This is a genomic window from Amycolatopsis sp. NPDC052450 (genome assembly GCF_044547565.1).
In the GTDB taxonomy this organism is placed as follows: Bacteria; Actinomycetota; Actinomycetes; order Mycobacteriales; family Pseudonocardiaceae; genus Amycolatopsis.
This window is the reverse complement of the sequence record NZ_JBIUAQ010000008.1, coordinates 201,677-215,763: the sequence shown is the minus strand read 5'-3', so window position 1 is coordinate 215,763 and position 14,087 is coordinate 201,677. Positions and strand designations below refer to the sequence as shown.

The 14,087-nt window shown below is 70.7% G+C and carries 7 protein-coding genes; all 7 read right to left on the bottom strand.

The annotated features are described in order from the left end of the window. Nucleotides 1–34: 34 nt before the first annotated feature. Entirely contained in the window at nt 35–1,012 is a 978-nt protein-coding gene (locus tag ACIHAO_RS16565) for a ketoacyl-ACP synthase III family protein (RefSeq protein ID WP_396558600.1), read from the bottom strand. Next, nucleotides 1,009–1,230 (bottom strand): MbtH family protein, encoded by a 222-nt coding sequence (locus ACIHAO_RS16560; protein WP_396558598.1) that lies wholly within the window; start codon nt 1,228–1,230, stop codon nt 1,009–1,011. The genes ACIHAO_RS16565 and ACIHAO_RS16560 overlap by 4 nt, the downstream gene beginning before the upstream one ends. Next, a complete protein-coding gene (locus ACIHAO_RS16555) occupies nt 1,227–4,376 on the bottom strand; it encodes a beta-ketoacyl synthase N-terminal-like domain-containing protein (RefSeq protein WP_396558596.1) in 3,150 nt (1,049 codons plus the stop codon). Before ACIHAO_RS16555 ends, ACIHAO_RS16560 begins: the two co-directional genes overlap by 4 nt. After that, nucleotides 4,373–7,579 carry an amino acid adenylation domain-containing protein gene (locus tag ACIHAO_RS16550; RefSeq protein ID WP_396558594.1) on the bottom strand — a complete coding sequence of 1,069 codons (3,207 nt, stop codon included), beginning with the start codon at nt 7,577–7,579 and terminating at the stop codon, nt 4,373–4,375. The genes ACIHAO_RS16555 and ACIHAO_RS16550 overlap by 4 nt, the downstream gene beginning before the upstream one ends. Further along, nucleotides 7,572–10,781: an amino acid adenylation domain-containing protein gene (locus ACIHAO_RS16545; protein ID WP_396558592.1), complete on the bottom strand. Its 3,210-nt coding sequence runs from the start codon at nt 10,779–10,781 to the stop codon at nt 7,572–7,574. Before ACIHAO_RS16545 ends, ACIHAO_RS16550 begins: the two co-directional genes overlap by 8 nt. After that, nucleotides 10,778–12,274 carry an ABC transporter substrate-binding protein gene (locus tag ACIHAO_RS16540; RefSeq protein ID WP_396558590.1) on the bottom strand — a complete coding sequence of 499 codons (1,497 nt, stop codon included), beginning with the start codon at nt 12,272–12,274 and terminating at the stop codon, nt 10,778–10,780. Before ACIHAO_RS16540 ends, ACIHAO_RS16545 begins: the two co-directional genes overlap by 4 nt. A 336-nt stretch (nt 12,275–12,610) precedes the next feature. Next, complete coding sequence (locus ACIHAO_RS16535) at nt 12,611–13,630, bottom strand: streptomycin biosynthesis protein (protein WP_396558588.1); 1,020 nt, start codon at nt 13,628–13,630, stop codon at nt 12,611–12,613. Between the last annotated feature and the right edge of the window lie 457 nt (nt 13,631–14,087).

Genomic DNA, 14,087 nt, shown 5'->3' with positions numbered 1-14,087 from the left:
CGGCGCGCCGTCGTTCCGATCGGGCCCATGCGGCTCACACCTCGACCAGCATGGAGCTCCAGGCGGCCGCCGGGCTGTTGTTCATCACCAGGACGAGATCGCCGGGTTCGAACTGACCGGAGGTCACGCCGGCGTCCAGGTTGGCCATGACGTCGACCGGGCCGAGATGGCCGTAGCCGGACAGGTTCCGCTCGCACACCTTCGCGATCTCGACGTCGAACGCCTCTTCGTAGAACCGGAAGGCGCCGGTCGAGACGTTCTGCATGAGCACGTGGTCGACGTCGGTCATGGCCAGCCCGTTCCGCTCGAGCACCCGCCGGTTGAGCCGGTCGAGCCGGTTGCGGCTCTCGATGGCCAGCTCGAAGGAGTACCGCGCGGGATCGGCGCAGACCTCGCGCCAGTGTTCCGGCGGCAGGCCCCGGTACTCCACCCGGAACAGGTCCCAGAACCGGCCGTCGGTCTCCACGGCGACGTCCACGACGCGCAGCGCGGTGGCCAGGGGGCGCATCAGCACCGCGAGCCCGGCGTCCCCGTTGACCGTCACCGGTAGCCGGATCCGGCCAGGGCCGGGGCGCACGCAACCGTGCGCGATCACCACGTGGCGCCAGTCCGAAGTGGACAGAAGCAGCGACCGGGCGGTCAGCAACGCGGCCGAGATGGACGCGCATCCGAGGTCCGACACCGAGAACGACAGCGCCGAGGACAGGCCTGTCTCGTGCTGGACCCTCGTCGACTCGGAGGCCATGAGGTACTCCGGTGCCCGGCTGCCGATGAGCAGCAGCGCGTCGACCTCACCCGGCCGCAGACCGGTCCGGTCCAGCAACGCCCGCACCGCTTCGACGGCCAGGTCCGTCCCGTGACGGTCTCCCGCGTCCGGCACGGAAGTGATCCCGAGGCCGTCCACCAGCGTCCGGTCCGGCTCGGTGAGGCCGGCGTACTCGGCGAGGTCACGGATCGGGGTCCGGTCCGGCGGCAGCCACACCTCGATCGCGTCGATCCCGACCGCGGTCACGGTGTGCTCCCGCCCGCAGCCGCCCGGTCTCGCACACTCTTCGGGGTGATGTCGGTCCAGACCTGTTCGATGTGGCCGAGGCAGTCCGCCCGGGTGCCGGTGTAGCCCACCGGCCGCCAGCCGGCCGGTGGCTCTCCGGTCGCGGGCCATACGGAGTACTGCTCTTCGTGGTTGATCACGACCTGGAATCGGCCGTCCTGCGGCTCGGCTGCGGTCACAAGACCCTCCCGATGATGTCGGCGATCGCGGAATGGTGCCGGCGCATCATGGTGAAGTGATCGCCGGGCACGGAGTGGACGGTGACCTCGCCGGTGATGAACTTGCGCCAGCCGAGGTCCGGGGCCCGATCGTCCGGGCCCTCGAACAGCGGTGACTCGGCCCGGATCACCACCGCCGGACCGGCGTACCCACCCCACCGGTAGTCGAGCAACGCGAGGTCGTTGGCGCGCAACACCTTCGTCATCGCGCCGATCTGGTGCCGGGTCATCGTCGGCGGCAACCGCCCGGCCTCTTTGGCCGTCTTGATGACGGCCATCAGCCGTTCCCGCTCGGACAGCCCGGCCAGCGCGCCGACGTCGACGCGGAAGTCGGTGCCGGCGGTGAGCAGGTTGACCAGCAGCGCCGATTCCCGTTCCGGGGGTGGTTCGGGGTCCAGTTCGGTGTTCGCGTCGATCAGCACCAGCGGCGCCACGCGGTCGCCCGCGGCGCTGAGCTGGCGGGCCATCTCGTAGGCGATCACCGCACCGAAGGACCAGCCGACGAGACGGTACGGGCCCGTGGGCTGGACCTGCCGCAGTTCGCCGACGTACCGGGTGGCCATGGCCTCGACGGTCGGATCCGGGTCCAGGCCGTCGTCGAGACCGACCGCGGGCACTCCGATGACGGGATGCCCGGCGGGCAACGCCTGCGCGAGTTCGAAGTACGGCTGGACACCACCGCCGGAGGGGTGCGGGCAGAACAGAGCGGGGTGATCGCCCCCGGCCCGGATCGGCACCAGCCGACCGGCGGCTGCCGGGTCGTGCCCGGTGCTCGCGGCCATGAACCCCGCGAGGTCGCGCAGTGTCCGGTGCGCGTAGATGTCCCGCAGCCGCAACCGCATGCCGAGTTCCCGGCGGATCTCGGCCAGCACCTGCAACGCCAGCACGGAGGTGCCACCGAGCTCGAAGTAGTCGGCGTCGGGCGGCACCTCGCCGACCCGCAGCGAACCGGCCCAGACCCTGGCCAGCGCCTGCTCGTAGTCCGCACGCGACGTCGGCGGCCGATCGGACAGCGGCGGCACGGGCCCTGGTGCCGGTGACGCCGTGTCGCGCCGCAGGGGCGTGACCCAGCATCGCGTCGGCTCGAAGGAGTAGCCGGGCAAGGAAACCCGGCGGCGCTCGGCACCCTCGTGCACGACGTCCCAGTCCACGTCCACGCCGGAGACGTAGAGCTCCGCAACGCGGGCGAGCACGTCGTCGCCGCGCACCGAGCTCAGGTCGTATACGACGAAGGCGTCGCCGGGGTCGTCGCTTTCAGGCCCCCCGCCGTCGGAGCGCATCGCCTCTTGAAGGCTCGATTCGCCGCGTGCGAGCTTCGCCAGCGCCACGGAGCCCGACACCCGCGTCGTATCGATCCCCCACGCCCTCATCAGGCGCAGGAACGCGTAGTTCCGGGAAAACCACGCCGTCGTGTCGTCGTCCATTTCGTCCGGTGCGGCCTCGGCACACTCGGCGACGGCGGCCGCGTACACCGCGTACCGTTCGGCGAGCAGGTCCGCGTCGCGGGCGCTCGGCCCGGCGCCGGCCGTGACCGTCCACATCGGACGGCGGGGGCCCGACGGTGCCGGGCCGCCCCGGGCGGCGCTCTTGCCCGCCCTGCGCAGACCGTCCAGCAGTTCGGCTCGGTCGCGCACCGGGAACGCGACTCGCCACGGCAGGTGGTCCCGGCCGCGGTTGAGGGTGTGCAGGACATCGCGGACGTCCAGTTCGGGGTCGTCCGCGATCCGCTCCCGTAACGCCGCACAGGCACGGGCGACCGAGGGCCAGCCGCGACCCGACACCGTCGCGACACCGCCCGCCCATTCCGACGGGTCTCCGCCAGCGGGTCGTGCCGCCGGTGCCGACTCCAGCACGACGTGCGCGTTGGTCCCGGCCAGGCTGAACGAGCTGACCCCGCCGAGCAGCGGGCCGTCGTCGTCCGCCTTCCACTCGGCGAGATCGGTGGCCACCCGTACGCCCAGCCGGTCGAAGTCGACGAGCGGGTTGGGGCGGGTGAAGTGCAGGGACGGGTAGATCACCCGGTTCTGGATGCTCGCGACGACCTTGACCAGCCCGGCGAGGCCCGCCACATGGTCGAGGTGGCCGATGTTGGTCTTCACCGAACCGATGACGCAGGGTTCCCGGCCGGGCTCCGGTCCGTCGCAGGCCCGGGAGATCGCCTCCACCTCGATGAGGTCGCCCAGCTGTGTCCCGGATCCGTGCGCTTCCAGGTAACCGAGCTGCCCTGGCCGCAAACCGGCCTTCCGCCAGGCGTCCCGCAGCAGGTCCACCTGCGCGGCGGGACTGGGCGCGCTCAGGCCGTTGGACCGGTCGCCGTTGTGGTTCACCGCGGTCGAGCGGACGACGGCGTGCACGTGGTCGCGGTCCCGCACGGCGTCCGACAACGGTTTCAGCACGAGCACCACGCCGCCCTCGCCGTCCCCGGTGCCGTCCGCGGCGGCGTCGAAGGCCCGGCATCGGCCCGAGGCGGACACCACTTCGGCGTACCGGTCGTCGGAGGCGTCGGCGAACGTACTGCGCACCGCGACCCCGCCGACGATCGCCAGACTCGCCTGACCGGCGCGCAACAGGCCTGCCGCGAGGTCGAGCGCCACCAGTCCGGTCGAGCATCCGGTGTCGACCACCAACGCCGGGCCCTGGGTGCCGAGCAAATGCGCGATCCGGCCGGGCAGCGCCGAGGTGCCCGTGCCCAGCAGGGTCAGCACCCCTTCGTCGGCCTCGGTCATCAGCTCCGCGTAGTCCGAGCGTCCGCCTGCCATCACCAGCGCGGTCCGGGTACCGCGAACGCTGCCGAGCGCGTGGCCGGAGTCCTCGATCGCCGCGCAGGTCAGCTGGAGGGAGAGCCGGTGCTGTGGATCCATCAACTCGGCTTCGCGCAACGGGATGCCGAAGAACTCGTGGTCGAACTCCTCGACGCCGGTCAAGGACGCGAGCGGCCGGTGGGCGAGGCCGGGGTCGGCGCCCGCGAGGCGCAGCCGTTCGGCGGGCACCTGCCGGACACTGTCCTTGCCCTCGGCCAGATTCCGGTGGAATCGCGGTAGCGAGTCCGCGTCCGGCAACCGCACCGCCATACCGGTGATCGCGATCGGCTCGGGGACGGTGGTCATGACGTCCTTCCGTCGATGAAGGCGGCGATGCGCCGCACCGTGGTCTGGTCGAACAGGTCGACGACGGACGGGGCGAGCGCGCCGAACTCCTCGCCGAGCCGTTCCGCGAGGACGACCAGCAGGAGTGAGTTGCCCCCGGCGGCGAAGAAGGGGGTGTCCCGGGCGACCTGCCCGGCTCCGGTGACGGCGAGCCAGATCTTCGCCACCCGCTTCTCGGTTTCGGTCGACGGTGGCGCACCGTCCGCGCCGATGTCCTTGTCCGGCACCGGAAGTGCCGCTCTGTCCACTTTGGCGTTCCCGGTCAGCGGGATCGCGGGGACGGCGATCAGATGCGCGGGGACGAGGGCGGCGGGCAGGATCTCGCGGAGATACCGGTCCACGACCGCGGCGTCGAACGGCACCCCCGGCCGTGCGACGACGTAGCCCACCAGCGCGGGTCCGCCGCGCAGATCGGACCGCAGCAGGACGACGGCGTCGTCGACGTCCCGGTGGGCGCGCAACGCCGAGGCGACCTCGCCGGTCTCCACCCGGAAGCCGCGGAGCTTGACCTGGCCGTCGATGCGGCCGAGGAACTCCAGCCTGCCGTCGGCGAGGAAACACACGAGATCGCCGGTGCGATAGAGCCGTGCGCCGCTTTCGCCGGAGAACGGATCGGGGACGAACCGGTCGGCGGTCAGCGCCGGCCGTCCGAGGTAGCCGCGGGCCAGCCCGGCTCCGCCGAGCAGCAACTCCCCCGGCACTCCCACCGGCACCGGCCGCATACCGGGATCCACCACGTAGGCCGTCGTGTTGCCGACCGGACGTCCGATCGGCAACGTGCCCTGACCTGGCCGCACCGCGTGCACGGGTTCGAAAGTGGCGAACAGCGTGGACTCGGTCGGCCCGTACATGTGCAGCACCGCGTCACTGTCCACATGGTCCAGTGCGGCGGACACCGCCGCCGGGTCGACGACGTCGCCACCGACGAAAAGGGTCCGGATCGAGGACAGCAGTTCCGGCGCGTGCTCGACGATCAGCTTCAGCTGGGGCGCGATGAGCTGCATCATGGTGACCGGATGGGTGTCCACCGCGGCCCTGATCTGGTCCAGGATCGCGGAGGTGCCGGCGGCCCCCGGCGGTATCGCGACCGCGCCGCCGTTGAGCAGCGGCCCCCACAGTTCGACCAGCGACGCGTCGAAGGTGAGCGGCGACAGATGCAGGCACACGTCTTCGCGGCCGAACTCGTGGAAGCGGGCGCCGCGGACCAACCGCCCGATCGAGAGCTGTTCGACCCCGACGGGGTTGGGCCTGCCGGTCGACCCGGACGTGTAGATGACATGCGCGAGGGTGCGCCCGTCGGCCCGCCGGGGCGGGTTCCCGGCGGCGGGTGCGGACGTGATGTCCGCCCACGACACGACTCCTGGCACGCCTGCCACCGCGTCGGACGACAGGGCGTCGGTGAGGACCACCGCGGCGCCGGAGTCCTCGACGAGCAGGCGCAACCGCTCCGGCGGATGGTCGGGCGCGAGCGGCACGTAGGCCGCGCCGGATTTCAGCACGCCCAGGATCGCGGCGATCGCCTCCGGCGAGCGGCGCAGGCACAACCCGACCCGTGCTTCCAGGCCGATCCCCCGCGCCAGCAACCCGTGCGCCACCGTGTTCGCGAGCGAGTTCAGTTCGGCGTACGACACGACGCCGCCGTCGTGGTGCACGGCGGGCGCGTCCGGGGCCGACGCCACCTGCTCCTCGAACAGTTCCTGGATCGATCGGTCCGGGAACGGGGCCCGCGTGCGATTGCCGTCTTCGACCAGGTGCGCCCGCTCGGCGCCGATGACGAAGGGAACGTCCAGCACCGGCCGGTCCGGTTCTTCGACCAGTGCCGTCAGTGAGCGCACGAGGTAGCCGGTCAGCCGGGCGACCGTGGCCTCGTCGAAGAGATCGGTGTCGTAGGTGGTGATCGCCGTGAGCTCGTCGCCGCGCTCCCGGAAGGTGACCGCGAGCTCCCATTTCGCGGCCCCCAGGAACGAATCGGCCAGGGAGACGCGGAGACCGGTGAACCCGGTCGGATCGACGACCCGGTCCAGCGCCACCGCGACCTGTGCGAGCGGGGTCCGGCTGAGGTCGCGACCGGGTTCGAGCACCTCGGCGAGCCGCTCGAACGGCATGCCCTGGTGCTCCATCCCGTCCATGAAGGTGAGGAAGACCTGTTCCAGGAGATCGGCGAAGCTGGGGTTCCCACGGAGGTCGGTGCGCAGCACCAGCCCGTTCACGAGGAAGCCGAGCACGTTCTCCGCGGCGGGCAACGGCCTGTTCGCGACCTGGACGGCCACCGGCACGTCGTCCTGGCGGGCCCAGCGGCCCATCGCCGCGGCGACGACGGCCACCAACGCCGTGTAGAGGGACACGTGGTGCTCCCGGCAGAGCGACCGCAACGCCGTGACCGTCGCCTTCGGGACCGGAATCCCGTGCGCCGCGCCCCGGAACGCGGGGCGGGCCGGGCGCGGCCGATCGGTGCGGAGGTCGAGCGGGGTGAGCCCGGTGAGGACGTTCTTCCAGTACGCCAGCAACTCCGGCTCGGCGGCCGCCACGGCGTGCCGCTCCCATTCGGCGATGTCGCCGTGCTGTACGGGCAGTTCCGGCAGCACCGGTTCGCGGCCGTCGGCCAACGCCGAATAGCACTCCGCCAGCTCGGCCAGCAGCACGTCTTCGGACCAGCCGTCGAACACCGCGTGGTGCACGGAAAACGCGAGCAGGTGCGCGTGCGGTCCGACGACGCGCAGCGAGGCGCGCAACGTCGGCCCGGTACTCAGGTCGAACGGCTCCTGTCCTTCGCGGATCGCGTCGAGCCGCGCGGCCTCCCAGCGATCCTCGCCGTCATCCGCCACGACCGGGAGCACCGGCATCGGAGGGTGGTTCTCCGGCGCGCCGACCGGCCGGATCCGCTGGCGGAGTTCCGTGTCGTGGACCAGCTCCGTGCGCAGGCTCTCGTGCCGGTCCACGAGCCGCCACACCGCTTTCCGCAACGCGACGACGTCCAGCTCTCCTTCGATCTTCAGAAGGATGAGGTAGTTGTAGGCGAAGCTGTCCGGGAAGAACCGTTGCAACGGCCACAACCGGCGCTGCGCGTACGACGCGGGCAGCAGGACGCGGCCGTCTTCGTCCGGTCGCCGGACCAGCCGCACGGGACCCGCCACGGCGGTGTCCCCTGGCACGAAGTCAGTCACGACCTCCACCTCCCTCGGCGGCGTCGAGCGCGGTGGCCAGGCTCGCGACCGTCGGATTCCGGAACAGCAGCCGCAACGGGATCTCGCGGCCGACCGCGCGCCCCGCCCGCGCCACGACCCGCAGCATCGTCAGGGAATGGCCGCCGAGATCGAAGAAGTCCTCGTGCACGCCGACCCGCTCGGCCCCGAGCACCTCGGCCCACACCTCGGCGAGCGCCTTCTCCAGCGGGGTGCTCGGTCCGTCCGCGCCACCGGCCTCCGTTCGCGGGCCGTCCGGCGCGGGCAAGGCCGCGCGGTCGAGCTTTCCGCTGGCGTTGAACGGGAGTTCGGCCAGCACCGTGATCGACGACGGGACCGCCGCCGCGGGCACCTCACCGCGCAGGAATTCCCGCAGCCGCGCGGGGTCCGGGTCCACTCCGGCGGTGGCGGGCGTGACATAGCCGACCAGCGACGGGGACACCCCCGGCGAGGACCGGTTCAGCACCACCGCGGCCTGTCCGACCGTCGGATGCGCCCGCAACGCGGTCACCACCTCGGCGGGTTCGACCCGGGTGCCCCTGATCTTGACCTGATCGTCCATCCGGCCGAGGAACTCGAGGTCGCCGCTCGGCAGCCAGCGGCCGAGGTCACCGGTGCGGTACAGCCTCGCCCCCGGCTCGCCCGCCCAGGGATCCGGCGCGAACCGGTCCGCGGTGACCGAACGCCTGCCGGGGTAGCCACGGGCCACCGCGACGCCGCCGATACAGATCTCGCCGGGGACGCGCGCCGGCGCCGGGTTGAAGTCGTCGTCCAGCACATAGGCCCGGATATGCGCCAGCGGCTTGCCGATCAACGCGACCGGCGAGTCGCTGTGGCCGGGGTAGACCCAGCCGCTCGCGGTGATGGTCCCTTCGGTGGGGCCGTAGCTCACGACCGCCCGCACGTGCGGCGCGACCTGGCGCCACTCGGCGAGTTGTTCGGTGGTCACGACGTCGCCGCCGACGGTCACCAGGCGCAGTCCGCCCAGCCTCGTCGCGGGGTCGGGATGGGCGATCAGGGTGCGGACGACCTCCCAGCCGTACTCCGGCAGCAGTTCCATCACCGTGACGCCCTGAGCGCACACCACGTCGAGCAGCTTGTCCGGGCTCCAGACCTCCTGGTCGCGCAGCAGCACGGTGGCACCGGCCAGCAGCGGGGTCAGAGCCTGTTCCAGCGACGCGTCGAAACCGATCGACGAGAACTGCAGGACGACGTCTTCGGCGTGGATCTCGTACAGCCGCTGGATGCTCCGGCAGTTGGTCGCGACCGAGGCATGCGTGATCGCGACTCCCTTGGGGGTGCCGGTGGATCCGGAGGTGTAGACGAGATACGCCAGGTCTTCCGGGTGTTGCGTGCGGGCGGGCGCCGCCGTCAGCGACGGACCCGTGGTCTGGCCGTCCACGCACAGGGCGAGCCGCCGGTCGCCCGACAGACCGGGCGCGTCCAGCCTGGGAAGCAGCGCCCGCTCGGTCACCACGGCACTCACGTCCGCGTCGTCGAGCATGAGCCGAAGCCGCCGGTCGGGCAGTGCGGGATCGAGCGGGAGATAGACACCTCCCGCGCGCAGCACGGCCAGCAACGCGACCACCAGGTTCGCCGAGCGGTCGAGGAACACCCCGACCACCCGCTCCGGTCCGATGCCCTCCGCGCGCAGCCGCCGCGCCATCGTCTCCGCGGCCTGGTCCAGTTCGGCGTAGCTCAGCGTCACGTCACCGCAGACGACCGCCGTCGCGGCACCGCGGCGCCGGATCTGCTCGCCGATCAGCTCGTGGACGAGGCGGGACACGGTGGGAGCCGGAGGCGGGCTGTACCGGGCCACGATCCCGGCGCGCGCCGAGGGGGTCAGCGGGTGCACCGAACCCACGCGGGCCGACGGGTCGGCGGCGAGTGTGTCGAGAATGGTGAGGAGGCCTTCCGCGATGTCGTGCACCGCGTTCTCGTCGAGATGGTCGCGCTGGTGCTCGAGCACGATCCGCGGTGTCTCGCCGAGCCACACCGTGACGAACAGCGGGTATCCGGTCTGCCCGAACCGGCGGACCAGGTTCATCCGCAGCTGTCCCGCCGACCACTGGGCGTCACTCGAACCCGGGTAGTTCTCGCAGACCAGGACCGAATCGAACAGTCGCGTGCCGGGTTCCAGCCCGGCCGCGGACTGGAGTTCGGCCAGCGACTCCCCGCCGTGTTCGCGGGCCGCTGCCAGCCGTTTCTGGTTCGCCCGCAGCCAATCGACGATCGTCGCGTCGCGATCCACCCGGATCCGGGCCGGGATGGTGTTGATCAACAGCCCGATCGGCTGCTCGTCGTCGAGGACATCGGGTGGCCGCACCGAAACCGTCGAGCCGAACAACACGTCGCGGCTCCTGGTGTAGTGGCCGAGCAACAACCCCCACGCCGCGTGGAACACCGTGGCCTGGGTGACCCTGGCCTGCTTGCACAACTCACGCAGGGCGGTGACCCTTGCCCCGTCGAGCAGCACGCTGTGTTCGCCCGTTCCGCCGCTCCTTCCCGGCTCGGCGCGGCGCTCGACCATTTCGGGAAGCGACGCGCTACCGGCGAAATCGCTCAACTCGGTGCGCCAGAAGGCAAGGGACGCCGCGGCGTCACCTGAGCGGGCCTGGCCGGTGAAATCGCCGAATCGTGGCCCGGGCCGCTCCGTGCCGGGCCACGATTCGGTGCGCGCTTCGGCGTACGCGGTCGTCAGCTCACGCAGGACCAGCGCCCGGCTCCAGCCGTCCATCAGGATGTGGTGCGACGTCCACAGCACCAGATGCGCCGCGTCCGCCACCCGGATGAGGGTGATCCGGCTCAACGGCGCGGTGTCGAGCCGGAACCCGCGTTCCTGGTCCGCTCGCAGCACCGCGTCGAACCTCGTGTCCTGGTCGGCCGGGCCGAGCAGGCTCCAGTCCAGCACGGTCAAGGACAGCGGCACGTCCGGGAGGACGACCATGCGGGGCTCCGCCAGATTTCGCCACCGGATCTCGGCGCGGAAGACCGAATGCCGCCGGATCACCGACCGCCACGCCGCGCCGAAGGCGTCGACGTCCAGCTCGCCCTCGACGCGGAACAGATGCTGCACCAGGTCGGCATCGTTCTCGGGATCGCGCAGCGCGTCCACGAGCATGCCGCTCTGCAACGGGGTCAGCGGCCACGAGTCCTCGGCCGCACCCGGCACGGCGTCGGTCATCCCACCGGCCTCGCGGTGTAGAACCCCCAGTAGCCCGCCTGCTCCATGATCGGCCCGGTGCCCGCCGGCTGACGGGTGAACCCGGTGAACCGGTCCGACCGGTATGCCTCCAGCGCGACCGGATAGGCCAGCAGGATCGTGGGCACGAGGTCGTAGTACCGCGCCTGGGCCTGCTTCACGATCTCGGCGCGGGCCTCCGGGTCCATCTCGGCCAGCTGCCGCTCGTAGAGGGCGTCGAACTCGTCGTCCGCGAGGAACGAGGCGCTCACCGTGGTGTCGCGGTCCGAGGGCAGGCACTTGCTCGTCTGCCTGGACAGGATCCAGTCGGGGTCGGGCGGGCTGCCCCAGCCGGCGACGGTGAGGTCGAACCGGCCGCTGTTGTACTCCTCCTCGTAGTCGTCGTCGGGCAGGCCGGTCGACTCGACGCCGATGCCGAGTTCGCCGAGCCAGCCGTCGATGTGGTTGGCCGCCCGCTCGTGGTAGTCCGTGCCCAGCCGCCAGAGCAGCCGGAACCGCAACGGGTCACCGTCGGGGCCGGTCCGCACGGCTCCCCGCAGGCGATAGCCCGCGGCGTCGAGCTCTTCACCGGCCAGCGTCAGATCGAACCTGTACCGCTGCTCCTCCGACGGCTCCCAGTGATAGTCCGGGAAGATGGCGGGCACGATGCCGCCGGGAGGACGGCTGAAGCCGCCGTAGACACCTTCCCGGATCGCCTCGACATCGATCGCCTTCGCGAGCGCCTTGCGCACCCGGATGTCACGCAGCGCGGGGTGACCGTCGCCGATCGGCTGCCGCTCCCGGTTCAGCGCGCCGAGGTTGAGCATCAAGTGGTTGTAGCGACGGCTGTCCGCTTCCACGACGGTGACGCCGTCGGTGGCCGAAAGCTTCCGGTGCTGCATGAAGGTCACCCGGTTGACGAGGTCGACCTCGCCCGCGCACAAGGCGTCGACCGCGTCGTCCGCGCTCTCGAAGAAGATGAGGTGGATTTCGTCGATCGCCGGGCGGCCACGCCAGTAGCCGGAATTCGCCTTCAGGATCGTGACGTCGTCCTTGCGATGCTCGGCGACCAGGAACGGGCCGCTGCCGACCCCGGCGATCTCGACGGACTCGCCGAGCGGGTCGTCCATGTCTTCGACCTTGCGCCAAACGTGCTCCGGGACGATCGGCACGTCGAGCGCCGTCATGCTGGCTTGCGGCGCCTTCGTCCGGAACCACACCGTGTCGTCGCCTTCGGCCTCGACGCTCACGAAGTTCTCGACGTAACTGCCGTTCGCCTCGGCGGCCACTTCGTCCGACATGATCTTGTCGAAGGTGAACGCCACGTCGCGTGCGGTCAGCGGCGTGCCGTCCGACCAAGTCAGGCCCTGACGGATCACGCACTTCCAGGTCAGCTTGTCTTCGGAAGGCGTCAGAGACTCCGCGACCCCGCTCGTGGGCTTGAAATCGACCGGCGACGGCGGCGTGAGGAATTCCCAGCACAGCCTGCCGACCATGGCGCCTGCCTCTTTGACCGCCCGAAACGGATTTACGTGGTCGATTCTCTGCGACAGGGCGACGCGCAATATCGAATACCCAAGGTCGCGTTCCTCTGCAGCCACCACACCCTGGCCCTTCTCAATTCGGGGACGCCTCGATTTCACTTCGACCCAACCAGTATCCGGCGAGTTCCGTCAACGTCGGTCAAGCGGCACCGGCAGTACGAGGGGCAGCACGCGGCGATTCCGCGGGCAAAAAAGGATCAGGGTGCCATTCAACGGCACGAAAAGAGTGCGGCCGTCAATTCGCCGCACTCTTTTCGTGCTTCGTTGTTCACCGCTCGATGTGGCGGTTCATCGTCCAAGCGGGTTCGCGACGTCTTGGGAGACGCCCCCTTCGCAGCCGCGCTGTTCCAGCCGGGTGACGAACCGCTGCCAATCCGCCACGCAGTGCCGGGCGAGCTCGACGACCATGCCCGTGCAGTGCTGCGGCACGTTGTCCGCCAGGCTGAGCCAGCTCTCGTCGCCGCCCGCGTGCAGGTTCAGCGACTGCAGCAGCGCCCGGCCGGTCTCGGTGAACCGCAAAGACGGGTCCGCCCGCAACTGACGCAGGGCCGTCACCCGGTCCCATACCTGGGTTTCCTCGGCTGGACGGGTGATCCGGACCGGCCCGGACCGCTGTCCACTCGGGACCAGATCGTCGCCGCAGCGCAGGCGTCTGCGTACATCCTTCACGGTGGTCGTCGAGATCCCCGCGGCGCGGGCGACCTCTTCGACCGGGGTCTCCGGATTCGCGACCAGTAACTCGCCTGCCCGGCGCCTGCCCTCGACGCCACTGAGCGGCCGGACGCGGCCGTCCCGGCCGATCCGCGCGGTCGAGTGGGGATTTTCCCCAGTCGACCCGCGCCGGATCGCGCCGACCGTCTTGTGCGCGAGACCGGCGAGGGCCGCGATCGCGCGGTCCGACCAGTCGCCGTGGGTGCCGATGATGCGCCTCGCGGCGGCTTTCCGATCGGCCAAGGCGAGCGACAGGCCGTGGGCGATGTTCGCTTTCACCGCGAGCAGGAACGCGTCGTCCGCGCTGCCGTCGAAGAAGCGCACCGCGATGGTCGTTTCACCCCGCGTCTCCGCGACGCGCAGCCGGTGCATACCGTCGATCACCCGCATCGTCGACCGGTGCACGACGATAGGCGGCAGGGCGACATCCCAGGTCGCCAATTCTCTTACGTGCGCCGGGTCCTCCCCCGCCGTCCGCGGCGAATCGGCGGGCCGCAGCGAGGCGATGGGCACCTGCACCACTGTCTGATCGAGATGCCCAGGGACGGTGGCCGGGTACTCCGCGGCGGCTGGTTCCGGGCGCGCTCGACTGTTCATTTCCTTGCCCCCATGGCATTGATCGCGGACTTCGCCCTGGATTCAGGGTCCGGTCCCGCTCGACGGTTCGGCGCCGTCCTCGAATGCGAAATGTTTCGGACGCGAGTGATATCGCCGGGGGACGACGGCCGTCGAAGGATGCGGGTGAGCTACGGAAATCTTGGTCAGCGCGGCTTCAGGCAATGAAACTACCGTCCTTCCCCCAGTGGGCTGCCGTTCTCAGACCGATTGAACGGACCGCCCGGGTGTCATGGAACCAGCAGGACGACTTGGCAGGCAAGGGGCATACAACGAAAGCACCAACGAGAGGGCGGCAGAACGTTCAGGGTGACTCCCTGTCATGGAAGTACACCCGATAAGACCCTCGACCCGAAACAACCGACGCGAAGAGGTTCGGGTGCGCACTCGGCCCTTATCGGTGATTTGCGCGATTTGGCGACGCGGGCTCGCCCGTGTG